This window comes from Stappia sp. WLB 29 (assembly GCF_023507705.1).
In the GTDB taxonomy this organism is placed as follows: Bacteria; Pseudomonadota; Alphaproteobacteria; order Rhizobiales; family Stappiaceae; genus Stappia.
On record NZ_JALBGD010000004.1, the window covers coordinates 459,003 to 484,374 of the forward strand.

Annotated in this window: 22 protein-coding genes; 11 read left to right on the plus strand and 11 right to left on the minus strand. The window is 69.5% G+C overall.

Annotation, left to right across the window (positions count from 1 at the left end; all coding sequences use genetic code 11):
* Positions 1-20 precede the first annotated feature (20 nt).
* Genes MNI96_RS10840 through MNI96_RS10850 form a run of 3 tightly spaced genes read left to right on the plus strand, consistent with a single transcriptional unit; the run spans position 21 to position 3,479 of the window.
* A complete protein-coding gene (locus MNI96_RS10840; protein ID WP_249692933.1) occupies positions 21-515 on the plus strand; it encodes a hypothetical protein in 495 nt (164 codons plus the stop codon).
* Positions 516-558: 43 nt separating this feature from the next.
* Entirely contained in the window at positions 559-1,851 is a 1,293-nt protein-coding gene (locus tag MNI96_RS10845) for a CaiB/BaiF CoA transferase family protein (RefSeq protein WP_249692935.1), read from the plus strand.
* Positions 1,848-3,479 (plus strand): thiamine pyrophosphate-binding protein, encoded by a 1,632-nt coding sequence (locus MNI96_RS10850; protein ID WP_249692938.1) that lies wholly within the window; start codon positions 1,848-1,850, stop codon positions 3,477-3,479. Before MNI96_RS10845 ends, MNI96_RS10850 begins: the two co-directional genes overlap by 4 nt.
* A gap of 48 nt (positions 3,480-3,527) precedes the next feature.
* On the opposite strand, the gene MNI96_RS10855 is transcribed toward MNI96_RS10850, so the two are convergent.
* Positions 3,528-4,688 carry a YeeE/YedE family protein gene (locus MNI96_RS10855; RefSeq protein WP_249692940.1) on the minus strand — a complete coding sequence of 387 codons (1,161 nt, stop codon included), beginning with the start codon at positions 4,686-4,688 and terminating at the stop codon, positions 3,528-3,530.
* 277 nt (positions 4,689-4,965) lie between these two features.
* Here MNI96_RS10855 and MNI96_RS10860 point away from each other — a divergent pair, with 277 nt between their 5' ends.
* Both MNI96_RS10860 and MNI96_RS10865 read left to right on the plus strand, forming a co-directional pair.
* Complete coding sequence (locus MNI96_RS10860) at positions 4,966-6,348, plus strand: tetratricopeptide repeat protein (protein ID WP_249692941.1); 1,383 nt, start codon at positions 4,966-4,968, stop codon at positions 6,346-6,348.
* Positions 6,349-6,492: 144 nt separating this feature from the next.
* Entirely contained in the window at positions 6,493-7,761 is a 1,269-nt protein-coding gene (locus MNI96_RS10865) for an OpgC family protein (RefSeq protein WP_283776445.1), read from the plus strand.
* Positions 7,762-7,796: 35 nt separating this feature from the next.
* Here MNI96_RS10865 and MNI96_RS10870 read toward each other — a convergent pair whose 3' ends face one another.
* The 5 genes from MNI96_RS10870 to MNI96_RS10890 all read right to left on the minus strand — a co-directional run bounded on the left by MNI96_RS10870 (position 7,797) and on the right by MNI96_RS10890 (position 12,321).
* On the minus strand, positions 7,797-8,654 hold the full coding sequence (locus tag MNI96_RS10870) for a CE1 family esterase (RefSeq protein WP_249692942.1): 858 nt from the start codon (positions 8,652-8,654) through the stop codon (positions 7,797-7,799).
* 109 nt (positions 8,655-8,763) lie between these two features.
* Entirely contained in the window at positions 8,764-8,886 is a 123-nt protein-coding gene (locus MNI96_RS10875; protein ID WP_249692943.1) for a DUF2474 family protein, read from the minus strand.
* Positions 8,886-9,893: a cytochrome d ubiquinol oxidase subunit II gene (cydB, locus tag MNI96_RS10880; protein ID WP_249692944.1), complete on the minus strand. Its 1,008-nt coding sequence runs from the start codon at positions 9,891-9,893 to the stop codon at positions 8,886-8,888. Before cydB ends, MNI96_RS10875 begins: the two co-directional genes overlap by 1 nt.
* A gap of 4 nt (positions 9,894-9,897) precedes the next feature.
* Positions 9,898-11,304: a cytochrome ubiquinol oxidase subunit I gene (locus tag MNI96_RS10885; RefSeq protein WP_249692945.1), complete on the minus strand. Its 1,407-nt coding sequence runs from the start codon at positions 11,302-11,304 to the stop codon at positions 9,898-9,900.
* A gap of 198 nt (positions 11,305-11,502) precedes the next feature.
* Complete coding sequence (locus MNI96_RS10890) at positions 11,503-12,321, minus strand: potassium channel family protein (RefSeq protein WP_249692946.1); 819 nt, start codon at positions 12,319-12,321, stop codon at positions 11,503-11,505.
* A 216-nt stretch (positions 12,322-12,537) separates the two neighbouring features.
* Here MNI96_RS10890 and MNI96_RS10895 point away from each other — a divergent pair, with 216 nt between their 5' ends.
* Positions 12,538-12,828 (plus strand): hypothetical protein, encoded by a 291-nt coding sequence (locus tag MNI96_RS10895; RefSeq protein WP_067223802.1) that lies wholly within the window; start codon positions 12,538-12,540, stop codon positions 12,826-12,828.
* A gap of 10 nt (positions 12,829-12,838) precedes the next feature.
* On the opposite strand, the gene MNI96_RS10900 is transcribed toward MNI96_RS10895, so the two are convergent.
* The 4 genes from MNI96_RS10900 to MNI96_RS10915 all read right to left on the minus strand — a co-directional run bounded on the left by MNI96_RS10900 (position 12,839) and on the right by MNI96_RS10915 (position 16,959).
* On the minus strand, positions 12,839-13,888 hold the full coding sequence (locus MNI96_RS10900; RefSeq protein ID WP_249692947.1) for a dipeptidase: 1,050 nt from the start codon (positions 13,886-13,888) through the stop codon (positions 12,839-12,841).
* Between the two features lie 128 nt (positions 13,889-14,016).
* Positions 14,017-15,132, minus strand: a complete 1,116-nt coding sequence (gene mtnA, locus MNI96_RS10905; protein WP_249692948.1) for an S-methyl-5-thioribose-1-phosphate isomerase — start codon at positions 15,130-15,132, stop codon at positions 14,017-14,019.
* 214 nt (positions 15,133-15,346) lie between these two features.
* Positions 15,347-15,661 carry a heme-degrading protein HmuQ gene (hmuQ, locus tag MNI96_RS10910; protein WP_097175814.1) on the minus strand — a complete coding sequence of 105 codons (315 nt, stop codon included), beginning with the start codon at positions 15,659-15,661 and terminating at the stop codon, positions 15,347-15,349.
* A complete protein-coding gene (locus MNI96_RS10915) occupies positions 15,661-16,959 on the minus strand; it encodes a DUF2325 domain-containing protein (RefSeq protein ID WP_249692949.1) in 1,299 nt (432 codons plus the stop codon). Before MNI96_RS10915 ends, hmuQ begins: the two co-directional genes overlap by 1 nt.
* A gap of 307 nt (positions 16,960-17,266) precedes the next feature.
* Between MNI96_RS10915 and hemP the strand changes: the two genes are divergently transcribed.
* From hemP to MNI96_RS10940, 5 genes are all read left to right on the plus strand, one after another.
* Positions 17,267-17,494: a hemin uptake protein HemP gene (hemP, locus tag MNI96_RS10920; protein ID WP_249692951.1), complete on the plus strand. Its 228-nt coding sequence runs from the start codon at positions 17,267-17,269 to the stop codon at positions 17,492-17,494.
* Positions 17,495-17,999: 505 nt separating this feature from the next.
* Positions 18,000-19,082, plus strand: coding sequence for a phenylalanine--tRNA ligase subunit alpha (gene pheS, locus MNI96_RS10925; protein WP_249692954.1), 1,083 nt, complete (start codon positions 18,000-18,002; stop codon positions 19,080-19,082).
* Positions 19,079-19,756, plus strand: coding sequence for a phenylalanyl-tRNA synthetase subunit alpha (locus tag MNI96_RS10930; RefSeq protein WP_249692955.1), 678 nt, complete (start codon positions 19,079-19,081; stop codon positions 19,754-19,756). The genes pheS and MNI96_RS10930 overlap by 4 nt, the downstream gene beginning before the upstream one ends.
* 69 nt (positions 19,757-19,825) lie before the next feature.
* The gene (gene pheT / locus MNI96_RS10935) at positions 19,826-22,246 is read left to right on the plus strand and encodes a phenylalanine--tRNA ligase subunit beta (RefSeq protein ID WP_249692957.1); all 2,421 of its coding nucleotides are present in this window, start codon (positions 19,826-19,828) and stop codon (positions 22,244-22,246) included.
* A gap of 142 nt (positions 22,247-22,388) precedes the next feature.
* Positions 22,389-23,420 (plus strand): nucleotidyltransferase family protein, encoded by a 1,032-nt coding sequence (locus MNI96_RS10940; protein WP_249692959.1) that lies wholly within the window; start codon positions 22,389-22,391, stop codon positions 23,418-23,420.
* Here MNI96_RS10940 and pabB read toward each other — a convergent pair.
* Entirely contained in the window at positions 23,348-25,210 is a 1,863-nt protein-coding gene (pabB, locus tag MNI96_RS10945; protein WP_249692961.1) for an aminodeoxychorismate synthase component I, read from the minus strand. The genes MNI96_RS10940 and pabB overlap by 73 nt on opposite strands.
* Between the last annotated feature and the right edge of the window lie 162 nt (positions 25,211-25,372).

The following is a 25,372-nucleotide window of genomic DNA, read 5'->3' on the forward strand; positions in this document are numbered from 1 at the left end:
GGCCACGGGAGACAGATGCCATGCAATCTCATGCCGCTCCGGCCAACGCCGCCGCCCGCTTCTTTCCGCCGCTCACCCTGGCGACCTTTGTCACCGCCCTCATCGCCGGCGCGCTCGCCGACGCCACTTGGGAGGTCTGGGCCAGGGTCGTCACGCCGCTCTGGGTCGGCGGTCCGCTGCAGCCGGCGGCGCTCGTCCAGTCGGTCTTCGGCTTCAACAGCTTCGCCCTTGCCGAGGTGATCCACCTCGTCGTCGGCGTGGTGTTCTATCCGCTCGGCTATCTCTTCATCGCAAAACCCATCGCCGACCGGTTCCTGCCGTTCCTGCCCTGGCCCGTCGTGGCGCTGGGCTATGGCGTCGGCCTGTGGATCTTCGCGCTCTACATCATGGCGCACCTCTTCGCCGGCCTGCCGCCCTTCCTGAACTTCATCACCTTGACCTGGGCCTCGCTCATCGGTCACCTGCTGTTCGGGCTGGTCGTCGGCATCGTGGTGCGCTGGCGGATGCCGGCGTGAGCCGCCGCCGCTCCGCTCACCCGCCATTCTGTCACGAGGTGAAATGACGTCCTCCGATACCTCTTCTCCTCCTGCCGCCCCGGTTTCCGGCGGCAGGGGACCGCTTTACGGGGTGAAGGTGCTCGACCTGTCGCGCATCCTCGCCGGCCCCACCGCCACCCAGCTGCTCGGCGATCTCGGGGCCGATGTGGTCAAGGTCGAGCGGCCGGGCAGCGGCGACGACACCCGCGGCTGGGGGCCGCCCTTCCTGCGCGATGCGGACGGCAACGAGACCCGCGAAAGCGCCTATTACCTCTCCTCCAACCGCAACAAGCGTTCGCTCGCCGTCGACCTGTCGAGCGAGCCGGGCGTGGCCCTGGTGCGCCGGCTGGCGCGCCGGGCAGATGTGCTGGTGGAGAATTTCAAGGTCGGCGACCTTGCCCGCCGCGGGCTCGGCTACGAGGCGCTGTCGGCGGAAAATCCCGGCCTCGTCTATTGCTCGATCTCCGGCTTCGGTCAGGACGGGCCCTATGCCCACCGGGCCGGCTACGACTTTCTCATCCAGGGCATGGGCGGGCTGATGTCGCTCACCGGCCGTCCGGACGCGGAGGGCGGCGAGCCGACCAAGGCCGGCGTCGGCATCGCCGACGTCATGTGCGGCATGTATGCCTCCAGCGCCATTCTCGCCGCGCTGCATCACCGCAATGCCACCGGCGAGGGCCAGTATCTCGACATCGCCCTGTTCGACACCCAGGTCGCCTGGCTGATCAACCAGGGCGTCGCCTGTCTCACCGACGGCAACGTGCCGCCGCGCCGGGGCAACGCCCATCCCACCATCGTGCCTTACAACGCCTATCCGGCCCGCGACGGGTCCTTCATCCTCGCCGTCGGCAACGATGCGCAATTCGCCCGCTTCTGCGAGGTGGCAGGCAGGCCGGAGCTCGCCCGCGACCCGCGCTTTGCCCGCAACGCCGACCGGGTGCGCAACCGGCTGGAGCTGGAGCCGGAGGTCGAGCGGCTGACGGCGACGCGCGACCGCGCCGACTGGATCGCCGCGCTGGAGGCGGTCGGCGTGCCCTGCGGCCCGATCAACGATGTCGGCGAGGTCTTCGCCGATCCGCAGGCCGTCCACCGCGGCATGCGCATCGAGATGGAGCACCCGCTCGGCCCCGACGGCCACGTCGCGCTGATCGGCAACCCGCTGAAGCTCTCGCGCACCCCCGTCACCTATCGCCATGCCCCGCCGCGCCTCGGCGAGGGCGGCAGCGAGGTGCTGGCCGAATGGCTCGGCGAGGACGACACTGGCATCCGGGCGCTCGCGGCAAGCGGCGCCATCGCACTGGCGGAGGCGGAATGAGCGGGACGGGAGCGGACTTCATCGCCGCAAAGCTGCGGCAGGCCGGCTGCACCCATGCCTTCGGCATGCCGGGCGGCGAGGTTCTGGCCCTGATGGGCGCGCTGGAGGAGGCGGGCATCGCCTTCCAACTGGTCAAGCACGAGAATGCCGGCGGCTTCATGGGCGAGGGCGTCTGGCATGCGCAGGCCCGCGCCGGGCGCGATGCTCCCGCCGTCCTGCTCGCCACGCTCGGGCCCGGGGTTGCCAACGCGGTCAACGTGGTCGCCAACGCGCTGCAGGACCGGGTGCCGCTCGTCTTCCTGACCGGCTGCGTCGATGCCCGCGAGGCGGAAACCTACACCCACCAGGTCTTTGACCACGGCGCCCTGCTGCGCCCCGTGGTCAAGGCGAGCTTCCGCGCCGCCCCCGGCGCGCTGGGGGCGATGATGGACAAGGCGATCCTCACCGCGCTGGACGGCCAGCCCGGCCCGGTCCATGTCGATGTGCCCATCGGCATTGCGGAAGGGGCCTGCGGGGAGCAGCTGGCCTCCCTGCCGCCGCGCGTCGTGCCGCGCGATCTTTTCCCCACGGGGCCTTCTCTGGAGGCGGCGCGCGCGCTGCTTGCGCGCGCCGAGCGTCCCATCGCCATTGCCGGTGTCGACGCGGTCAACGAGCATGCGGGCGCGGCCGTCGCCGACTTCTGCCGGGCGCACAACGTGCCGCTCGTCACCAGCTACAAGGCCAAGGGCCTGCTCGACGAGAGCGATCCGCTGGCGCTGGGCGGTGCGGGCCTCTCGCCGCGCGCCGACGCGCATCTGCTGCCGCTGCTGGCGGCCTCCGACTGCATCCTGCTCCTCGGCTACGACCCGATCGAGATGCGCATCAACTGGCGAAACCCCTGGCCGGCCGATGCGCCGGTGGTGGAAATCGCAGCCAGCCCGCGCCGGCACGGCATGCATGCCGTCCGCCATCTCCTGCCCTGCGGGGTTGCGCCGGCGCTTGCCGCTCTGGGGCAGGGAATCGCGCCGCGCGCCACCTGGCCGGGCGGGGAGATCGCGGCGGCCCGCACAGCGCTCGCCGCCCAGTTCGCGGCCGAGCCTTCGGGCTGGGGGCCGGCCGCGGTCTTCCATACCCTGCGCGATGTTCTGCCGGCGCAGACGGTGGCGACCGCCGACAGCGGCGCCCATCGCATTCTGGTCTCGCAGATCTGGCGGGCCGGCTTCCCGCGCGCCATGCTGCAGTCCTCGGCCCTGTGCACCATGGCCTGCGCCCTGCCGCTCGGCATCGGACATGCCATCGCCGAGCCGGAGCGTCCGGTCGTCGTCTTCGTCGGCGATGCGGGGTTGGAGATGGGGCTCGGCGAACTCGCCACCTTGCGGGACCTGCGCCTTCCGGTCCTCGTCTGCGTGCTGGTCGACGAAAGCCTTGCGCTCATCGAGCTGAAGCAGCGCGCAAGCCAGCGCCCCAATGTCGGCGTCGACTTTGCCGGCACGGACTTTCCGGCCCTTGCCCGAGCGCTCGGCGGCCATGGCGTCTGGGTGGACGATGCCGAAACGCTCGCCCGCGAGGCGCAGGCGGCGCTCTCCCGCGACACTTATACCCTGCTCGCCTGCCGCATCGGCCGGCGCGCCTATGACGGCAAGTTCTGACGTGAAGAAAGAGGGGGCGGCGGGCGTTTCTGCTCGCCGCCGTCCGTCTCAGCCCATGCCGAGCTTCAGACGCAGGCGCGTGCCGACCAGGCTGCCCATGAAGCCGAAGACCAGCCACAGCCAGCCGTGCAGCGAGCCGGAGGCGATGCCGCCGAGATAGGCGCCGATGTTGCAGCCATAGGCGAGCCTTGCGCCGTAGCCCATCAAGAGGCCGCCGAGGATCGCGGTCGCAAGGTCGCGGCCGGACAGCTTCCACACCGGTGCGTATTTGCTGGCGAGCGCTGCCGCTGCCATCGCACCGAACAGGATGCCGAAATTCATCACCGAGGTGGCGTCGGCGAAGACCGAGGCCTCCAGCGCGCTCTGCTGCCACTGCCAGTAGGGCCAGTCGGTGACGGTGACGCCCAGGCCTTGCAGGATCTTGGCGCCCCACAGCGCAAAGCCCGATGTGATGCCCCAGGGGCGGCCGAGCACGATGAAGGTGGCGATGCCGACCAGCGCGATGGCGACGGCGCCGGCTACCAGCGACCAGGGGCCGGTCAGGTAGGACACCGTGGCACGCGGCTCGGCAAGGCTGCCATGGGCGCGCTTTTCCATCCGCACGCTCCACAGTGCGATCAGCGCCAGCACGGCGGCGGTCGCGGCATAGGCGCCGAGCGGGCCGAACTCGCTCACCAGCGAGACCGCCGGCAGGGTGGGGAGCTGGCCCCACAGGTGCATGTGCGGGGTCGCGGCGACCGAGCCGGCGATGAAGGCGGCCAGCGTCACCATCATTCGGGTCGAGCCGCCTCCGGCGGTGAACAGCGTGCCGGAGGCGCAGCCGCCGCCGAGCTGCATGCCGATGCCGAAGGCGAAGGCGCCGAGGGCCGCGGCGATACCGAAGGGAAACACGAAGCCGCCGGTCGGCATGCCGAAGGCGGCACCCCAGGCGATCAGCGGGAAGGAGACGGCCGAGGTCAGCAGGATCAGCAGGAACTGCGCGCGCAATCCGCCGCCGCGCTTTTCCGTCACCAGCCGGCGCCAGGCTGCAGTGAAGCCGAAGCTGGCATGATAGAGCGCAAGACCGGCGAAGCCGCCGATCACGACGGCGGCACCGAGCCGCCAGCCGCCTGTGTTGGCGGCAAGGACCGCAACGGTTGCAAGGCCGGCGAGCGAAATCGCCAGCACGTTGCGGTTGGGGCCTGAGAGGGTTTGGGCAAGGCTTGTCATGGTCACTCATCTAGCGCGGGCGCGGCCTGTTGCGAAAGGTACCGCGTTCCTCGGCCGGCCGCAGCCGCGCAAATCCGGTTTCCCGGTTTCGCCGTCTTTGGAAGATACACCCCTTGATCGGGGAGCGGAGTACACGCCGGCCGCAAGCTTTTGTGTTTTGCTTGTCATCGGAGCCGGCGGGAAACTTCGGGGGCTGACAGGACCCACGTCCGCTGCCCGGCTCCTCTTCGCCGGTCCGCGGCAGGCGGCTGCAAGGCCGCCGGCAGGATGCGACGAGATGACGATTACCGACGCCTATGGCTACCCGCTCACCTTGTCCGATGCCGGGGCATTGCAGCCCTGGCGCGGGGCGGTGCGCGCCTTCCTCGCCCATGGCCGCGCAACGCCGGACCTCGTTGCCGAGACGCTGCGCCTTGCGCCCGACTTCGCGTTCTGCCACGCCGTCCACGGCCTCTTCTGCATGCTGCTCGGCCGGCGCGAAATGGTCGCCGTCGCCGCCGAAGACCTGGAGAGGGCACGCACTGCCGCTGCCGCCGTCGGGGTGAGCCCGCGCGAGGCGGCCGTGGTCAATGCGCTGGGCGATTGGCTTGCCGGCCATCCTGCCCGCGCGGGCGCCCGGCTGGACGCGGCCCTTGCCGACCACCCGGCCGATCCGCTCCTGATGAAGCTCGTTCACGCCATCCGCTTCGTGCTGGGCGATGCCGCCGGCATGCGCCGCTCGCTGGCCGGCGTGGAGCATGCCTTCGCGCCCGATCATCCCGAGCGCGGCTATTTTCTCGGCTGCCAGGCCTTCGCGCTGGAGGAGACGGGCGACTATGCCCTGGCCGAGCGTGTCGGCCGGGAGGCCGTCGCCCTTGCGCCGGACGATGCCTGGGGCCTGCATGCGGTGGCCCATGTCTACGACATGACGGCGCGGGTGGAGGACGGGCGCGCCTGGCTGGAGGCCAATACCGCCGCCTTTTCGCACTGCAACAATTTCCGCTTTCACGTCTGGTGGCATCTGGCGCTGATGTATCTGGAGCGCGGCGACGTCTCCCGCGTGCTGGAGCTTTACGACGAGGAAATCCGTGCCGAGCGCACCGACGACTATCGCGACATCTCCAACGCCGCCTCGCTCCTGGTGCGGCTGGAGATCGAGGGCGTCAATGTCGGCGGCCGCTGGGACGAACTCGCCCGCCTTGCCGAGGCGCGGGTCGACGACCGCTGCAACATCTTCGCCGATCTTCACTACATGCTGTCGCTGGAAGGCGGCGACCGGCGCGATGCCGCCGATGCGCTGATCGCCTCCATGGGCGCCCATGCCGGGGAGGAGACCGACATGGGTCGCATCGCCGCCGCCGCCGGCATGCCCGCCGTGCTCGGACTGGAGGCCTGGGCGCGCGGCAACTACTTCTCCGCCTTCCGTCATCTCGACCGCGCCCGCCCGCAGCTCTTCCGCATCGGCGGCAGCCACGCGCAACGCGATGTGTTCGAGCGGCTGGCCATCGAGGCGGCCTTGCGCGCGGGCCTGTGCCTGGAGGCGGAACGGTTGCTGCGCGAGCGCGTTACCCTTCGCGGCGGGCTCGACCGTTTCGCGGAAGTCCGCCTCGAGCGCGCCGAGCGGATGCGCCTGGCGACCCGGCTCATGCAGGACGAGGCCTTGCGGGCCGTTCCGGCGTGAGCTGCACGGCAAAACCGCGCGAATTCGGTGCAGGCAGGCATGCCTGGGGGAGTTCTGCCCTTATTGGGCCATGATCGGCGGGTGAAAGAACCGCCCCGCAGGCAGGCTCGCCGGCGGCATCAAGAGGATCGTCTGCTCGTGAACATGCATGCCTCGCCGACCCTCAGCCCTCCGCGTCCGCGCGATCCAAGGCTCGATTTCTTTCGCGGCCTCGGCATGTTCATCATCTTCGTGGCGCATCTGCCGGAAAACACCTGGACGCTGTGGATCCCGGCCCGCTTCGGCTTTTCCGATGCGACGGAGATCTTCGTCTTCTGCTCGGGCATGGCCTCGGCGCTCGCCTTCGGCAAGGTCTTCGACCAGCACGGCTGGCTGATGGGCGTTGCGCGCACCGGCCACCGGATCTGGCAGGTCTATTTCGCCCATGTCTGCCAATTCCTGGTCATCGCAGCCGGCCTCGTATGGATCCAGCAAAGCGGCTACCTGGCCGAGTGCTGCGGCCTGACGCAGGACTATGTCGCCTCGCTCAACCTGTGGCCCTTCTTCGAGCAGACGCAGGACACGTTGCCCGGCCTGCTGACGCTCACCTATGTGCCGAACTATTTCGACATCCTGCCGATGTACATCGTCATCCTCGCCCTGATGCCGGTGATGCTGGCCGCCTCGCGCCTGTCGAGATGGGCGGTCTTCGCGCTGATGGCGGGGCTTTGGCTCGCCGCCGGACAGGGCCTTTTCGACCTGCCGGGCGAGCCCTGGTCCGACCGGCCGTGGTTCTTCAATCCCTTCGCCTGGCAGCTCGTCTTCTTCACCGGCTTCGCCTTCATGCGCGGCTGGATCCCGGCCCCGCCGGTCTCGGCGGCACTCGTCGCCCTGTCGGTGGTCGTCGTCCTCGCCTCCGTGCCCTTCGCCTGGCATGTCGCCTACAACGAGGTGCCGGAGTTCCTCGTCGTTCGCGAGGCCATCGCGCCCTTGTGGGACAAGACCACCTTCGGCGCCTTCCGCTATCTGCATTTCCTGGCGCTCGCCTATCTCGCCTGGGTGGCCGTGGGCGCCGGCGGGTCGCGGCTGCTTGCGCAAAATCTCTGGGGCCGCGTCGTCAACGTGGTGCAGAAGGTCGGCCAGCAGTCGCTCGCCGTCTTCCTCGCCAGCCTTATGCTGGCCCAGGCCATCGGCATCGCGCGCGACATGGCCTGGGGCCGCGGCGATCCGCTCATCGAGTTCCTGGCCAATATTGCCGGCTTTGCCGGCCTGATCGCCGTCGCCTATCTCGTGTCCTGGTACAAGAAGCAGCCCTGGCGGCGCCCGCCTGCCGGAAAGTCCGGTCCGGGCCCGAAGTCCTTCGACGGAGGCTCGGCCAGGAGCGACCGCAACCCGGCGGCGCGCGCCGCGCAACCGGCAGCGACGACGAGCTGAGATCGGGTCGGTTGGGGGCGGTGCGGAGTCCGGCCTCAGCCCGCCCAGCCGCGCCGCTGCGCGATCAGCTGCCAGCCCTGTTCCACCCATTCGGCGCGGATGCTGTGCCCGCCCGAGTGCAAGCACACTTCCAGCAGGCCGGGGCCCTCGCGTGCCTCCTGCAGCTGACAGGCGAGCCCCTGCGCCGGCGCGCCTTGCGGGAAGTCGGGCGCCAGGCCCGCCTGCCGCTGCCACAGGGCAAGGCTCTTGGCGACGCCCGACTGGCGCCAGTGCTCGCCGATGGCCCGGCCCTCCAGCGGCACCGTCCGGTCCGCCGTGCCGTGCACATGCACCAGCATCGGCACGGGCGAGGGGCAGGCCTGCGGTACCGGGTCCCAGAAGGCGCCGGCCACCGCCACATAGCCGGCGAAGAGCTCGCCCTCGCGGCAGGCGACGTTCCAGGCCATCGATCCGCCCATCGAGAAGCCGGTCAGCACCATCCGGTCTCCGGAAATGCCGAAGCGGGTCTTCAGATCGGCGGCCAGCGCCCGGAAAAAGGAGAACTCGTCGCGCAGCTGCCGCGGCGCGCCGGGATAGGACCAGGTGCCGCCCTCTCCTTGCGGGGCGACGAAGGCGACGCCCAGCCGATCGGCAAGCCGTGCCCAGGCCGTGTTGCGCATCTCTGCCTCGGCCGAGCCGCGCCAGCCGTGCAGGAAGACGATCGCCCCCGTCGGCGGCGCTCCTTGCGGCAGGAGGATGCGGTATTCGCCCCCCGCGATGGTGCAGGGCGTGTCGCTGCCGCAGCCGGGCGCGCTGCCGGCGGCAAGGGCCGGGGACGACGCCATCCACAGCCCGGCGAGCATGGCGGCGGCGAGCGGCGGAACGGTGCGGGCGGCGGAGGCGGGATGAGACATCGGCAGCTCTCGGGAAGGTCGGATGCGTGACGGGCCCCAGCATGAGCCCGCATCCCCCCGCCCGGCAAGCGCCTGCTGTCCGGTTCCCCTCACGCTTCGGTGAGAGCCCCTAGAGAATCGCCCAGCGGATCAGGCTCGCGATCACGAACAGCGTCGCCACGCCCGCCAGCCACAGCCCGGCGAACCAGGCGAGCCGCTGGTAGAGCGGCCGCTCGGACCCGTCCTGCGTCATCAGTGATAGCCCTCGTCGGGCCGCACCTTGCCGCGGAACACCCAGTAGGCATAGCCGGTATAGGCCAGGATCATCGGGATCAGCACCACCGCCCCGACGAGCAGGAACAGGAGCGAACTGTCGGGCGCGGCCGCCTGCCAGATGGTGATGGAGGTCGGCACCACATAGGGGAACAGGCTGACGCCGAGCCCCACGAAGGTGACGAGGAAGAGCCCGAGGCTCGCCAGGAACGGCAAGCCGTCGCGGGTCGAGCGCAGGCTGGAGAACAGGAGCACGGCCAGCCCCAGCACCAGCAGCGGCACCGGCGCCGTGTAGAACAGCTGCGGGAACTCGAACCAGCGCGCGGCGAATTGCGGGTGCAGCGCCGGCGTCCACAGGCTGACCACCGCGATCATCGCCAGCAGCAAGGCGCCGAGCACCTTCGCCTTGTCGCGGAAATGCTCCTGCATCGGCCCTTCGCATTTCCACACCAGCCAGGTGGCGCCGAGCAGCGCATAGCCGATCACCACGGCAAGGCCGGTCATCAGTGAGAACGGCGTCAGCCAGTCGAGCCAGCCGCCGGCATAGGCGCGTCCCTCCACGTCGATGCCCTGGATGATGGCGCCGAGCGCGATGCCCTGCGCCAGCGCCGCCGTCAGCGAGCCGAGGAAGAAGGCGACGTCCCACACCCATTGCCGATGGGGCAGCGCCTTGAAGCGGAACTCGAAGACGACGCCGCGGAAGATCAGGCCGAACAGCATCGCCATGATCGGCACGTAGAGGGCGGGCATCAGCACCGCATAGGCCAGCGGGAAGACCGCGTAGAGCCCGCCTCCGCCCAGCACCAGCCAGGTCTCGTTGCCGTCCCACACCGGGGCGACGGAATTCATCATCGTGTCGCGCTCGGCCTTGGAGCGGGCGGTGGGGAACAGGATGCCGAGGCCGAGGTCGAAGCCGTCGAGCACCACATAGAGGAACACGGCGGTGGCGATCAGCAGGGCCCAGATCAGGGCGAGGTCGAAGATCATGGCTCTACTCCGCCGGCTTGGGTTCGTCTGCATAGGCAGGGGCTGGCGTCACACCGGCCGCGCGGGTCGGCTCGCCCTTTTCCGGCCCCTGCGCATCGCCGCCCGGCCGCTTGCCCATGGCTTTCAGGATGTAGCCGGTGCCGATGCCGAAGACGATGAAATAGACCACGATGAACACCAGCAGCGAGGTCGCCACCGCCGGTGCGTCGACCGGCGAGATGCTGTCGCTGGTGCGCAGCAATCCGTAGACCGTATAGGGCTGGCGGCCGACCTCGGTGGTGATCCAGCCCGCCAGCACGGCGATGAACCCGGTCGGCCCCATCGCCAGCACGGCGCGGTGGAACAGCGGCGTGTCGGCGAGCCGTCCGCGCCAGCGCAGGTAGAGGCTCCACACGCCGATGCCCAGCATCAGGAAGCCGATGCCGACCATGATGCGGAAGGAGAAGAAGACGATGGTCGAGTTCGGCCAGTCCTCGCGCGGGAAGTCCTTCAGCCCCGGCACCCGCCCGTCGAGCGAGTGGGTCAGGATCAGGCTGCCGAGCTTGGGCACCTCGACCCGGTAATGCGTCTCCGCCGCCTCCATGTCGGGGATGCCGAACAGGATCAAAGGCGCGCCGTTCTCGCCTTCGAAATGGCCTTCCATCGCGGCGATCTTGGCCGGCTGGTGCTCCAGCGTGTTCAGCCCGTGCATGTCGCCGGCCATGATCTGCACCGGCGTGACGAGCGCGGCCATCCACATCGCCATGGACAGCATCACCTTGGCGCCCTCGTTGCCGCGTTCCTTGAGCAGGTGCCAGGCGCCGACCGCGCCGACCACGAAAGCGGTGGTCAGGTAGGCGGCCAGCATCATGTGGACGAGGCGATAGGGGAAGGACGGGTTGAAGACGATCTCGAACCAGTTTTCGGGGATGAACTGGCCGGCTTCGTTGATCGCATAGCCGGCCGGCGTCTGCATCCAGCTGTTCACCGACAGGATCCAGAAGCCCGACAGCGCCGTGCCGAAGGCGACCATCGCGGTCGCCATGAAATGCAGCCGCGGCCCCACCCGGTTGAGGCCGAACAGCATGATGCCGAGGAAGCCGGCCTCCAGGAAAAAGGCTGACAGCACCTCGTAGCCCATCAGCGGGCCGAGCACGGGGCCTGTTTTGTCGGAGAATACCGACCAGTTGGTGCCGAACTGGTAGGTCATCACGATGCCCGAGACGACGCCCATGCCGAAGGCGACTGCGAAGATCTTCAGCCAGTATTTGAAGAGCTGCAGATAGACCTCGCGCCGCGTCGCCAGCCACAGGCCCTCCAGCACCATCAGGTAGCTGGCAAGACCGATGGTGAAGGAGGGGAAGATGATGTGGAACGACACGGTGAACGCGAACTGGAAGCGCGCCAGGTCGATTGCGGAAAAGTCCATCATGCTGGCTCCTTCGCGGGTCTGGCCGGGCCGCCGCGACCCTTGCTCGTTCCGCTGGTATGCGCCCCGGCAAGTGCGGGCGGGCGGATGCCTTGGGGGGAAAACTCGCGCGCCCGCCGGGACTTGGCCATGCGACCGATTGAAGCCCGAGCCTTGCGCGCTGGCAACCCCCGGCGCGGGAAATGACGCTTTCCGGCTGGTTCAGCGCCAGTCGCCCTCGGTCGGGATGTTGAGCGAAATGCCGCAGTGCTTGCAGTGGACCGCGTCCGGATCGTGCCGGCTCAGGCCGCATTCGGGGCATTTGTGCGCGATTTTCACCGGCCGGAAGATCGTCTGCACCAGCCGCAGGAACAGCCCGACGCCGACGATCATGATGAGGATGGTCAGCATCCGCCCGTACTCGTCGGTCATGGTGATGTCGCCGAACCCGGTCGTCGTCAGTGTCGACACCGTGTAGTAGAGCGCATCCAGATAGCTGTTGATGTTCGGATTGCGGCCCTTTTCCAGCACATGCACCGCCGCCGAGACGACGAAGATGAAGACCGTCAGGTTGACCAGCGCCTGGATCACCTGCTCGTTGCGGCGGAAGAAGGGCATGTGCCCCTGCAATTCGCGGATCAGGTGGTAGGAGCGCAGCAGCCGCAGCAGCCGCAGCACCAGCAGCATCGCCAGCCCTTCCACGACGGCGCTGGCGAACAGCGAGGCGATCACCACCGCATCGGCCAGCGCCATGAAGCTTCCCATGGCGCGTAGCGGCCGGCTGGCGGCGGCCAGCCGCAGCAGGTAGTCCGCCAGCATCACCGCGCCGATGATGTAGTCCAGCCGGTGATCGGTCCCGTTGAGGCCGAACAGGATCGAGGCGAAGAAATAGGAGATGGCAAGAAAGTCGAAGGTCAGAAGCCCGATTCGCCACCGGCGGGAGGTCTTCGAGACGCCGAAATAAAGGCGACGAACCGCGGCGCGGAACCGGGTGAACGGCGGGTCCTGCGGCTCTGCGTCGGGGCGTGTCTCGGCGGTCATGGCGCGATCATGCGCAGCGCTTTCCGGCGCGGTCAATCGGGCCGGGCCGCGTCCGGCCTTCTCGCGCCGCATCACGGACGCGGACGGGCCTCAGGGGCTCTTGCATTCCCCGCCGATATTCGGGCTTTGGACTCCACCGCGAATCGGAGCAAGGTTTCGTTAACCATTTCAGCAGCGGCCGGCCCGACCTGCCGCAAGGTTTTTCCGGGGAGCGCCATGTCTGCCTTTGTCCAGTCCTTGCCGACCTTGAACGACAGCCTGCGCTTTGCCGAACAGCATGTCGGCGACATCCTGCACACACCGAAATCTCCGGACGGTGCCGCCTATCGTTTCATCGTGCGCGGGACCGGACGCTTCGGCAACGGCGCGCGCAGCGGCAGTCCGTGCGAGGTGCTGGCCGCCACCCGCCGCGAGGCGGAGCTGCGCCGCCTGCATGCGGTCGCCACCAGCATTGCGCAATATCTGGAAGAGCGCATAGCCGCCGAAAGCCCGCTCGCCGCCGAGTGAGCGCCGCCCCTCAGCTCCAGGTCCGCTCCAGCACCGACAGCCAGTTTTTCCAGGCGATCTTCTCGATCAGCTCCTCGCCGTAGCCCGCCTCGCGGAAGGCCTGCAGCAGCACCGGCAGGCCGGCCACGTCGCCGATGGCGCGCGGCACCATGCAGCCGTCGAAATCCGAGCCGAGCGCCACCCCGTCCTCGCCGAGCCGCGACAGCAGGTGGTCGGTGTGCCGCACCATCACCTCCAGCGGCGTGTCGGAGATGTTGGCCCCGTCCGGCCGCAGGAAGGCGACATGGAAGTTGAGCCCGGCAAGGCCGCCGCTTTCGGCGATGGCGTCGAGCTGCCGGTCGGTCAGGTTGCGCGCCGAGGGGCAGACCGCATGGGCGTTGGAATGGGAGGCGACCAGCGGCCGGTCGGTGATCGCGGCAACGTCCCAGAAGCCCTTTTCGGTCAGGTGCGACAGGTCGACCATGATCTTCAGCCGGTTGCAGGCGCGCACCAGCTCCTTGCCCGCATCCGTCAGACCCGGCCCCGTGTCGGGGGAGGAGGGGCAGGTCATCGGCACCCCGTCGCCGAAGATGTTCGGCCGGCTCCACACCGGCCCGAGCGAGCGCAGGCCGGCGGCGTGCAGCACCTCCAGCGCGGTCATGTCGGCGTCGATCGCCTCGGCCCCTTCCACATGCATCACCATGGCGAGCTTCTTGGCCGCCATCGCCGCGCGGATCTCGGCCGCATCGCGGCAGATCGCCACCTCGCCGGCGCTCTCGCGTTCCAGCCGCAACGCGCGGGCGAACATGCGCAGCGTGAAGGCGAGCGCGTCCGGCTGGGCGACCTCGGCGAAGTTCGCCGGATCGTCCGGGTCGTAGCGCACCTTCAGCGCGTCTCCCAGCTGCGAGGGGACGTAGATGGCGAAGAGCCCGCCGGCGAAGCGCCCCTTGCGGGCGCGCGGCAGGTCGATGTGATCGCGCGCCGCGCGGTCGAAGAACGAGCGCTCGCGGGCGGTACCGGCGCCGAGCTCCAGCTTGAGCAGCGTGTCGTTATGGCCGTCGAAGACGGGGATCTGGCTCATTCGGATGCGTGTCCCGGGAGAGGGGCGTGCTGGGCGGGTTGCGGGACCGGGGGAGAGGATCCCGGGCCGTTGCCGCCAGTGTCGCCGCCCCTGGCCCGATGCGCAAGGGGGCGTCAAGCGCCGCGCCGTCAGGACGCGGCGCGGCGCTCCGGGAAGAGGCTCGCCAGACCTTGCGCGCTCGCCGCGCAGATGCCGCGCTCGGTGATCAGGCTCGTCACCAGCCGCGCCGGCGTCACGTCGAAGGCCGGGTTGGTCGCCTCCGTCGTCGGCGGCGTGATGGCGATGGTCTCGCTGCGCCCGTCTTCCGTCAGGCCGGTCAGATGCGTCACCTCGCGGCCCGAGCGCTCCTCGATGGGGATCTCGCGCAGGCCGTCGCGGACGGTCCAGTCGATGGTCGAGGAGGGCAGGGCGACATGGAACGGCACGCCGTTGTCGTGGGCCGCGAGCGCCTTCAGATAGGTGCCGATCTTGTTGCACACATCGCCCGTCGCCGTGGTGCGGTCGGTGCCGACGATCACCATGTCGACCAGCCCGTGCTGCATCAGGTGGCCGCCGGCATTGTCGACCACCAGCCGGTGCGACACCCCGTGCCGGCCCAGCTCCCAGGCGGTCAGCCCGGCGCCCTGGTTGCGCGGCCGCGTCTCGTCCACCCACACATGCACGGGGATACCGGCATCGTGCGCCTGGTAGATCGGCGAGGTCGCCGTGCCCCAGTCGACGGTCGCCAGCCACCCGGCATTGCAATGGGTCAGGATGTTGACCGGCTCGCCCCCACCCTTGCCCTGGGCCTTGCGCTCGGCGATCTCGCGGATCAGGGACAGCCCGTGCCGGCCGATGGCGTGGTTGACGGCGACATCCTCGTCGCAGATCTCGCTAGCCTTCGCCCAGGCCGCGGCGGCGCGCTGGCTCTCGGGCAGCGGCGCCACCCGTGCGGTCACCGCATCCAGCGCCCAGCGCAGGTTGATCGCCGTCGGCCGGGTCGCGGCCAGCATGGCGGCAGCCTGCGCCAGGCCCGCATCGGACGGGTCGCGCGCCAGCGCCATCGCCAGCCCATAGGCGGCGGTGGCGCCGATCAGCGGCGCGCCGCGCACCCACATGTCGCGGATCGCCGTCGCGGCGGCTTCCGGCGTTGCCAGTTCTGTAGTGACGAAATCGTGCGGCAGCCGCGTCTGGTCGATGATGTGCACCGACCGGCCATGCTCTGCCGGCCAGATGGAGCGGTGGGCAACGCCGTCGATCTTCATGACATCTCCGTATCGATGGGCCGGGGCCGGGCCAGGTTGGCAAGGCCAGGCAAGGGCCGCGGGCCGTCTTTCTTGGGGGAGCTAAAGCATCTTTTGCCCGGCTTTGCCACCCGCTGCGGGCCAGCGGCGCGTCGAGGAGGAAAAACGAAACGGGGCAGGCCCCGTGCGGCGCCTGCCCCTGAAACGTGCCCCTGTGGGCCGGTCGACGGTCGGTTCACGCCTTTTCGGCGAGCACCGTCTCGAAGCCCTCGAATTCCGGATGACCGAGATAGAGCGGCTTGTTGTCGCCCGCGCCCTTGTGGGCATCGCGGAAGGCCTGGCTCTTGGTCCAGGCGAGGAAGGCGTCCTTGTCCCGCCAGATCGTGTGCGAGGCGTAGAGCGTGTGGTCCTCGCGGTCCGGCCCTTTCAGCAGGTGGAACTCGACGAAGCCGTCCATCGTGCCCAGATGCCGGTCGCGATTGCGCCACACCTCCTCGAAGGCCTCCTCGTTGCCGGACTTCACGCGAAAGCGGTTCATGGCAATGTACATCAGGCAGTCTCTCCCTCTTCTGACACCGGCCCCTGCAGGGCAAACTGTGCCGCCGACCGCTCGCCGACAAGGTCCTGTAGGGCCTTGCGGAACGCGGTCTGGCCTGTGCTACGCAGCGGCACGAAAGGCTTGTTGAGCTTCTGGCAGATCTTCTTGGCCCGCAGACAGGCGTCGTGGCTGACGCAATTGACCGGGCAGAAGACGCAGTCGACGGACGGCAGCAGGTGGTCGAGGCGCTGCGGCGCGTCCTCCACCCCGCCGTCGTGATGGACGAATGTGGTGTTGAAGGCCTCGGCAATGCCGCGCAGCCGGTCGCGGTGGCCGTGCATGCCGCCGACATAGAGGATCGCCTTCGGCCGGGCCGCCGCCTCGGCCGGCATGCGGATCGCCTGCTGGGCGCCCTGTTGTGCAGCCGGTTGCGCGCCCTGCCGGGGCATCTGCTGCGGTGCGGGGCGCCGCGTCTCCTCGCCGATCTCGCGCAGCCGCGCTTCCGCCTGTCGCGCCCGCACCCGTGCCGATTGCAGGGCCCGTCCGGCCTTGTCGAGCCGGCGGCGCAGGGAGGCCGCATCCGGTGCCGCCTCGGCCGTCTCCGGCGCGCGCGCCTCGTCCGCCGCCCGTCCGGCCTTGAGCCTGGCCAGCGTCGCGCGCAGCTCGATCAGCTCGCGGTCGCGCTGGGCCAGCGCCTCGCGCAGGCCCGTCTCCACGCGCCGCGCCCGGTCCTCGGCCTCCTGCAGCTGGTCGCGCAGAGTCGCCGCCTCCTCGTTCTTCTGGCGGAACGAGGCGCCGGCCAGGTGCGACCACATGTGCACCTCGCCGAAGATGCGCGCGCGCAAGGGACCCGGCACGTGCTGGTGCGTCATGAAGGCCCAGTAGGCCGGCCCGACCTGGCCCCGGTCGCACATGTCGCGCCACAGGGCTTCCAGCTCGGCCGCCCTGCGCGCCCGCCCGACCCGGCGCAGCGCGCCCTCGAAGCGGCCGTCGAGCAGTTTCTGGAAGGCGCGGGAAAAGGCGCAGTCGGTGGTCGACAGGCGCACGAAATGGCCGTGCACGTCGTAGTCGGGCGTGTCGGGGGAAACCTCGATGCCCACCTTGCGGGCGGTGCGGCGCAGGTCGGCGACGCTGGCGCAGGTGCCGACGATGGAACAGTGGACGCTGTCGGCCTGCTCCCACAGCGCGATGCGCCTGCGTGCGGCCGGGCCGTCGCTGCCGATCTCCTCGCAGGCGAGCGGCGCGCGTCCCGAATGCGCGGCGACCGCATCCTCGATCGCCTTTCGCAGCTTGTCATCCCTGGCGCACATGGAGCCGTGCCCCTCCCGAAACAGGTTGAAAACGCTTGGTCACGATTCGGCTGGCCAAGAGCGTGGCTTGCTGGCCGTCGAGGGAGTGGACGGGGTGCTGGCTGGCGCTTGGATCTCCGTCTGCCGTCTCCGGGCACAGCGAGAGGCGAAACGGACATTGCCTTTCCTATAAAACATGAGTATTTCAGTCAAGAATATTCTTGCGAACGGTTCGCAAGTTTAGAGCTATTCCAAACCACGGACGGAGGAACCGGAGTTTCCGGCCGTTTTCGTCCAGGGCCCAAGCGATCGAAGGAGCAAGTCGATCATGTCCCAGTCCGCGAACCCTGCCTCTCAGGCCCAGGCCGGCTACCGCCGGCCACGTACCCAGCAGCGCACCCTGACCCTGCCGAAAACGGCGAAGATCTCGCAGGAACCGCTGGAACTGGACAGTTCGGCCCTGTTCCAGGGCGCCCGCGAGGTCCATATCCGCCACAAGGACATGGTCTACCGGCTGTCGATCACCCGGTTCGAAAAGCTGCTCCTGACCAAATAGGTCCGCAGGCGGGGCTTACCCCGCCCTTCGTCTCCTGCCGCGAGCCTCCCCCGCGAGAGCTGCAAGGCTGCTGGAGCCGGCGCCGGAAGCGTGCCTCGGCGCGCTTCCGGTGCTTGCCTTCCGCCCGCCGATCTGCGAAGGAAAGAGCCTTCGAACGGCAACCCGGCAGGACCAGACGTGGCTCTCGGTTTCACTCCGGCCGTCCTTGACGCGGCATCGACGTTCCGGCCCTCATCGGCCGGCCGCGCCTTGATGCCGGGCGGACGTCGTCCTGCCCCGCGCTCGCGCCTCCTGCAGCCCCGCCCGATGCATCAGGGCCCGGCCTGCGGTCGATTTAGGCAGTTGCCGTACTGAGCCTTGCGGGCTTTCTTCCGCGCCCGGCCATTCTGCCGGTCTTCGCCCTGCCGCTGGAAAGCGGCGGAAAGTCTGGTAAAAGACCCGCCGAACTCCCTTCTCACGTGCCGCGCCGGCATGCCGGCCGCGCGCTGCCAGTCACGACGGTGCCATGTCCGAATTGCAATCCCTTGAAACTGCGATCCTCGCCGCCATCGCCGCCGCGTCGAACGAGGCCGAGCTGGAAGAGGTGCGCATCGCCGCCCTCGGCAAGAAAGGGTCCGTGTCCGAGAAGCTGAAGACCCTGGGCTCCCTGTCGCCGGACGAGCGGCGCGAGATGGGCCCGGCGATCAACGGCCTCAAGACCCGGGTCGCCGATGCGCTCGCCGCCCGCCGCGAGTTGCTGCAGGACGCGGCCCTCGACGCGCGGCTGGAGACCGAGCGCGTCGACGTCACCCTGCCGCTGCGTCCCGCTCCCGCCGAGACCGGGCGCATCCACCCGGTCAGCCAGGTGATCGACGAGCTCACTGCGATCTTCGCCGACATGGGCTTTTCCATCGCCGAAGGTCCGGACATCGAGACCGACCACCTCAACTTCACCCAGTTGAACTTCCCGCCCGACCATCCGGCGCGCGAGATGCACGACACGTTCTTCCTGCCCGAAAAGGCGGACGGCGAGCGCATGCTGCTGCGCACCCACACCTCGCCGGTGCAGATCCGCACCATGATGTCGCAAGAACCGCCGATCCGGGTGATCATCCCGGGCCGCACCTATCGCTGCGACAGCGACCAGACCCACACGCCGATGTTCCACCAGGTCGAGGGCCTGGTCATCGACAAGGAGAGCCATATCGGCCACCTGAAATGGGTGTTGGAGGAGTTCTGCAAGGCCTTCTTCGAGGTCGACGAGGTGCGCATGCGCTTCCGTCCCTCCTACTTTCCCTTCACCGAGCCGTCGATGGAGGTCGACATCGGCTGCGACCGCTCGGGCAACGAGGTGAAGATCGGCGAGGGCAACGACTGGCTGGAAATCCTCGGCTGCGGCATGGTCCATCCCAATGTCATCCGCAATTGCGGCCTCGACCCGGACGTCTACCAGGGCTTCGCCTGGGGCATGGGCATCGACCGCATCGCCATGCTGAAATACGGCATGCCGGACCTGCGCGCCTTCTTCGACGCGGATGTCCGCTGGATCGAGCATTACGGCTTCCGCCCGCTCGACCTGCCGACCCTGTTCGGAGGCCTGTCGCGATGATCGCCCGTTCGTTTCTCTCCGCCCGCCTGCGCGCGGCGCTTCTGCCGCTGCTGGCGCTCGCCGTCCTGGTCCAGGGGCTTCTCGCCCCCGTGCCTGCCGGCGCCCAGCCGGCGCAGCCGACCTCCTTCGTCGAGGCCTGCGCCGACAAGTCGCAAGAGCGCGGCCGGCTGCGCTATTGCGATGCCTATTTCCGCGAGGGGCTCGGCCCCCAGGCCGATACGGTGCTCTATCTGCGCGACCGCATCACCACCCTGCGCGCCAGCCAGGAAGTGAATGCGGAGAGCAATTACGAGAGCTTCCTCACAGCCGTTGCCATCGTCGCCTTCCTGTCGATCGCGACCATGGTTCTGGTCACCTCCGAGCGCCGCATCTCCGGCATCGCCAAGTGGTCGTCGGTCGCCTCGGCCGCCGCCGTGCTGGTGATGGTGGCGATCCTGACCCTCGGCTGGCTCGACAAGTACCGGGCCGAGGATGCGGCCATGCTCGAACTCGGCCTCTTGCGCGACCAGGTGGAGGTCGAGGCGTCCCACGCCATCGCCTCGGGCCGCAGGCTGGACGAGGCGACGATCCGCCGCTGGACCGACCGCCTGCACGAGATCGGCATCCGCTTCGCCAACAATTACGGCGCCGCATCCATCGTCCCGGACCTCGACCGCTTCACGCCGCAGAACTGACGCAGCCGCACCGGCGCGCGGAGCCCCGCCGCGCCGGTCCCGTCACGACACCTGAAGAGACCCAAGCTCATGAAGTTCACCCTGTCCTGGCTGAAGGAACATCTGGAGACCGACGCCACCCTCGACGAAATCGTCGAGGCGCTGACCCGCGTCGGCCTGGAGGTCGAGGATGTCGCCAACCCGGCCGACCGCCTCAAGCCCTTCACCATCGCCAAGGTGCTGGAGGCCCGCCAGCACCCCAATGCCGACCGCCTGCGCGTCCTCACCGTCGATGCCGGCGACGGCAAGGCGCCGCTGCAGATCGTCTGCGGCGCGCCCAATGCCCGCACCGGCCTTGTCGGCGTGCTCGCCCGTCCGGGCGATTATGTGCCCGGCATCGACGTCACCCTGTCGGTCGGCAAGATCCGCGATGTCGAAAGCTTCGGCATGATGTGCTCGGAGCGCGAGCTGGAACTGTCCGAGGCCCATGACGGCATCATCGACCTTCCCGACGACGCCCCGGTCGGCACCTCCTACGCCGCCTATGTCGGGCTCGACGATCCGGTCATCGAGATCGGCCTGACGCCGAATCGCCCCGATTGCACCGGCGTTTCCGGCATCGCCCGCGATCTTGCCGCCGTCGGCCTCGGCAAGCTGAAGGAAAACCGCCCGGCCCAGGTTCCGGGCGAGGGCCCTTGCCCGGTCGACGTGCGGCTGGAGTTCGGCGACACGCCCTCGCTCTGCCCGGCCTTCGCCCTGCGCCTGGTGCGCGGCGTCAAGAACGGCCCCTCGCCGGAATGGATGCAGAAGCGTCTGCGCGCCATCGGCCTGCGCCCGATCAACGCGCTGGTCGACATCACCAACTACATCACCTTCGATCGGGGCCGCCCGCTGCACGTCTTCGATGCGGCCAAGGTCAAGGGAGACCTCGTCGTGCGGCGCGGCCGCGACGGCGAGGAACTGCTGGCGCTCGACGGGCGCACCTACAAGGTGGACGAGAGCATCTGCGTCATCGCCGACGACAACGGCCTGGAATCGCTGGCCGGCATCATGGGCGGCGAGCTGTCCGGCTGCACCGACGAGACCACCGATGTCCTGATCGAATCGGCCCTGTGGGACGAGACCAACATCGCCCGCACCGGCCGCCGGCTCGGCATCAACACCGACGCCCGCTACCGTTTCGAGCGCGGCGTCGATCCCGCCTTCTGCGTGCCGGGTCTCGAGCTTGCCACCCGCCTGGTCATGGACCTGTGCGGCGGCACGCCGAGCGAAGTGAAGCTCGCCGGCGAGGTGCCGGAGACCGGCCGCAGCATCGAGTTTCCTTACGCCGAGGTGAAGCGCCTCTCCGGCCTCAAGCTCTCCGATGCCGAGATCAAGGGCGTGCTCACCCGCCTCGGCTTCTGGGTCACCGGCACGGGAGACACCGTGCGCGTCGCCCCGCCGTCCTGGCGCCCGGACATCCACGGCAAGGCCGACCTCGTCGAGGAAGTGGTGCGCATCGTCGGCCTCGAGTCGGTCGCCTCGGCGCCGCTGCCGCGCGGGGCCACCGTCGCCCGCCAGATGCTCACCCCGGCGCAGGTCCGCCGCTCGCAGGCGCGCCGCGCGCTCGCCGTGCGCGGGATGAAGGAAGCGGTCACCTGGTCTTTCATCCCGCAGGACCAGGCCGAAGCCTTCGGCGGCGGCTCGCCCGTGCTGCGTCTCGCCAACCCGATTTCCGCCGACATGTCGGACATGCGCCCCAGCCTGGTGCCGGGTCTGGCCACGGCGGCGCAGCGCAATGCCGATCGCGGCTATCCGGACGTCGCCCTGTTCGAGGTCGGCCAGGTCTTCGCCGACGACACGCCGCAGGGCCAGTCGATGGTGGCCGCCGGCCTGCGCCGCGGCACCGCGGTGATGACCGGTGCCGACCGCCACTGGGCCGGCAATGCGCCGCAGGTCGGCGTGTTCGACGCCCGCGCCGATGCCGAGGCGGTCCTGGCCGCCATCGGCGCGCCGGTCGACAAGCTGATGGTTTTCTCCGAAAGTGCCCCCTGGCTGCATCCGGGCCGCTCCGGCGAACTGCGCCTCGGGCCGAAGACGGTGCTGGCCCGCTTCGGCGAGCTGCACCCGCGCATCGCGCGTAAGTTCGATCTCGACGGCCGTCTCGCCGTCTTCGAGGTCTATCTCGATGCGGTGCCGCTGCCCAAGGGCAAGTCCGGCCGCTCCAAGGGCGCCTTCGCCGCCTCCGACCTGATGCCGGTGCGCCGCGACTTCGCCTTCGTGGTCGAGGAGGCGGTCACCGCCGACCGGCTCCTCAAGGCCGCGCGCGGCGCCGAGAAGACATTGATCAGCGATGTCGTGCTGTTCGACGTCTATCGCGGTGCCGGCGTTGCCGAGGGGCACAAGTCGCTGGCCATCGACGTGACGCTGCAGCCGCGCGAGCGCACCCTCACCGAGGAGGAGATCGACGCGGTCGGCGCGAAGATCCGCGCCGCGGTGGAAAAGGCGACCGGCGGCACCCTGCGCGGCTGACCGCCGCGATTGAATCCTGCACCGCCGCCCGGACCGGGCGGCGGCGAGCACGGGACTTGCGCGTTGCCCCCTTGGCGGCCATCCTTGCGGGCAAGGGGGCGACGCGCGGTGCTGTCTGCGCGCATCACGAAAGGGTCATGCGATGAAGCCGGCGCAAGCCGTGCCGCCCGCCCTTGGCCAGGGCCTTGCCTTCGGGCGCACCACGCTGGGCGATCCCTCGCTCGCCAGTGAGGACGACCGCAGGCGCGTGCTGGAACTGATCCTGCGCACCGATCCGGTGGTGATGCGCGTGCTGCGGATCGCCCGCGGCCTTGCCCTGCCGGACTGGCGGCTCGCCAGCGGCGCCGTCTACCAGACCGTCTGGAACGCCCTGACCGGCCGCCCCGCCGGCCATGGCATCCGCGATTTCGACCTGCTCTATTTCGACGGCGCCGACACCAGCTACGAGGCCGAGGACCGGGTGATCACCCGCGCCCGTCCGCGCTTTTCGTCCCTGCCGGCGCCGGTGGAAATCCGCAACCAGGCGCGTGTGCCCCTGTGGTTCCGCGAAAAGCACGGCATCGACTATCCGCCGCTCTCCTGCACCGACGAGGCGCTGGTCAACTACGCCGCCCGCACCCATGCCGTTGCCGTGCGGCTGGAGGCGGACGGCCGCCTGTCCATCGCCGCGCCTTTCGGTCTCGCCGATATCTTCGCCATGCGGCTGGTGCCCAACCCCGCCCTCGACAATTCCTCGACCTATCTGGACAAGGCGCTGCGGATGAAGGCCGCGTGGCCGGAGCTGGAGATCCTGCCCTGGCCGTCGCCTGGGCTTGCCGGCGTCGCTCCGCCGAAAAGCCGGCCCGAACACCCCTCCTCGCGCCCCGCTGAGGTGCCGTCTCCCGAGCCGGCCAACGAGGACGAGCCGGGCGAGGCCCCGCCCGCCGTCCCGCACATACTCTCGCACCGCGAGGACCTGCTGCGGCAGAGCCCGTTCCGCCGCCATCTTGCTGGCGACCGCTATGCGCGTCTGGTGGGCGGCGATCTCGGCGCGAAGGCCGTGCCGGACGAGCCCGCGGGCGAGAGCGTAGAGGCAGTGCCTGCCGGATCTTCAGCCTCGGATCAGCCGGCGGCGAGCGTTGCCCGCGACTGGATCCGCGTCTCCACCAGCCCGCGCAGCGAATTCCCCAGATAGATCTTGTCCGCTTTGGCGAGGTCCTCGGGCCGCAGGTCCGCCTCCGCCGCCCGTCCGGTGTCGAGCAGCGCCTGCCGCAGCGTGCCCGGCAGCAGCCCGTGCCGCAGCGCCGGCGTCAGCAGCCGGCCGCCGCGCGCGAGGAAGAGATTGGTGAAGCTTCCTTCCGTCAGAAAGCCCTCGTCATTGACGAAGATCACCTCGTCGCAGCCGGTCGAGGCGGCCAGCCGCGCCCGCGTGCCGTCATAGGTCTCCCGCAGCGTCGTCTTGTGCAGCAGCAGCGGATCGCCGGCTACCATCGTCACGTCTGCGAGCACCGCCGTCCAGTACGAGACAGCCGGCGGCAGCTCCCGGTCTTCCAGCGACAGTTTTCCGCTGCCGGCCAGCTCCAGCCGCACCCGCCGAGGCCCGTCGAAAGCGCCGGCCCGGCCTGCCAGCAGCGCCCGCGCACCGTCCGCATCCAGCGGAAAGCCGAGCCGCGCGGCACTGTTGATGAGCCGGCTAAGATGGCGTTCCAGCAGCAGGTATCCGCCTAGCGGATCGCCGGTCTCCGGCGGGTGCCAGGCCATCGTTTCGAACAGCGAGAAGTCCGGCGCCCGGCGCTCCAGGAAGGCGAGCTTCAGCCGGCACTCGTCGTATTCCGGGGTGCTGGCGGAATCGAACACCAGCCCTGATCCCGCGCCCGCTTCGAACCGTCCGTCCGCCTCCACAACCAGCGTGCGGATCGCCACGTTGAAGCGGAAATCGCCGGAGGGCTCCAGATGGCCGATGCCTCCGGTATAGAGGCCGCGCGGTCCGCTCTCTAGGCGATGGATGATCTGCATCGCCGAGAGCTTCGGCGCCCCGGTGATCGAGCCGCAGGGAAACAGCTCGCGCATGCAGGCGGCAAAGCCGGTCTCGCCAGGGACCTCGCCCTCCACCGTCGAGGTCATCTGGAACAGCGTCGCATAGGGCTCGACCTCGAACAGGCGCGGCACCGCGACGCTGCCCGTTGCCGCGATGCGCGACAGGTCGTTGCGCATCAGGTCGACGATCATCACGTTCTCGGCCCGTGATTTCGGGTCGCTCGCGAGCGCCCGCGCGATGCGCCGGTCGTCCTCGCCCGTCTTTCCGCGCGGGGCCGTGCCCTTCATCGGCCGTGTCGCGACGCGCGTGCCGCGCCGCTCCAGGAAGAGTTCGGGCGACAGCGACAGCACGGTGTGCGTTTCCGTGCGCAGGAATGCCGCATGGCCGACCGGCTGCGACAGCAGCAGCCGGGCGAACAGCCGCGCCGGCTCGCCGGCGATCCGCCCGCGCGCCCGCATGGTCAGGTTGGCCTGGTAGATGTCGCCCTTGGCAAGATGCTCGCGCACGGCGGCAAAGGCCGTGTCGTACTCCTCGCGCGTCAGCTCGAAGCCGTCGATCCGGGCGTCCGTCCCGCCGCATCCCTCTTGCGCGATGTCGCCGGCGCCGATCCGCGCCAGCGCCTCGCTCAATGTCAGCCGCGTGGCCTCGTCATAGACGCCGAAACGGACCAGCGGCAGCGCCGGATCCTTCGGCGCGAGTGGTCGCAGCTTCTCTTCGAAGGCGAAGCCCGCCTCATAGGCGAGGTATCCGGCGACGTGAAAGCCCGCGCGTGCCGCCGCCTCCGCCTCGGCGAGGGCGGCCGCCACGTCGCTCACCTCATGGCAGGCGATGATGCGCCGCGGCCGGGCGAACAGCAGCGCCGTTCCCGCTCCCGCGTCGAAAAGCGCCAGCGTGTCGGCGGGTGCTTGGGGAGCCGCCGCCCGTCCCGTGTCGCCGCTCTCGTCCATCTGCCGCCGGTCTCGTCCTGTCAGTCCGTCTCCGCCGGCCGTCTTACGCCGGTTGTCCCGCGTTGCATAGCCGCGCGCGCGACATGGACCTGCCCGAATTCGCCCTGATCGCCATATCCGCGGTTTTCGTGCAACCTGCGAGACGCTACAGACGTTTGCAAG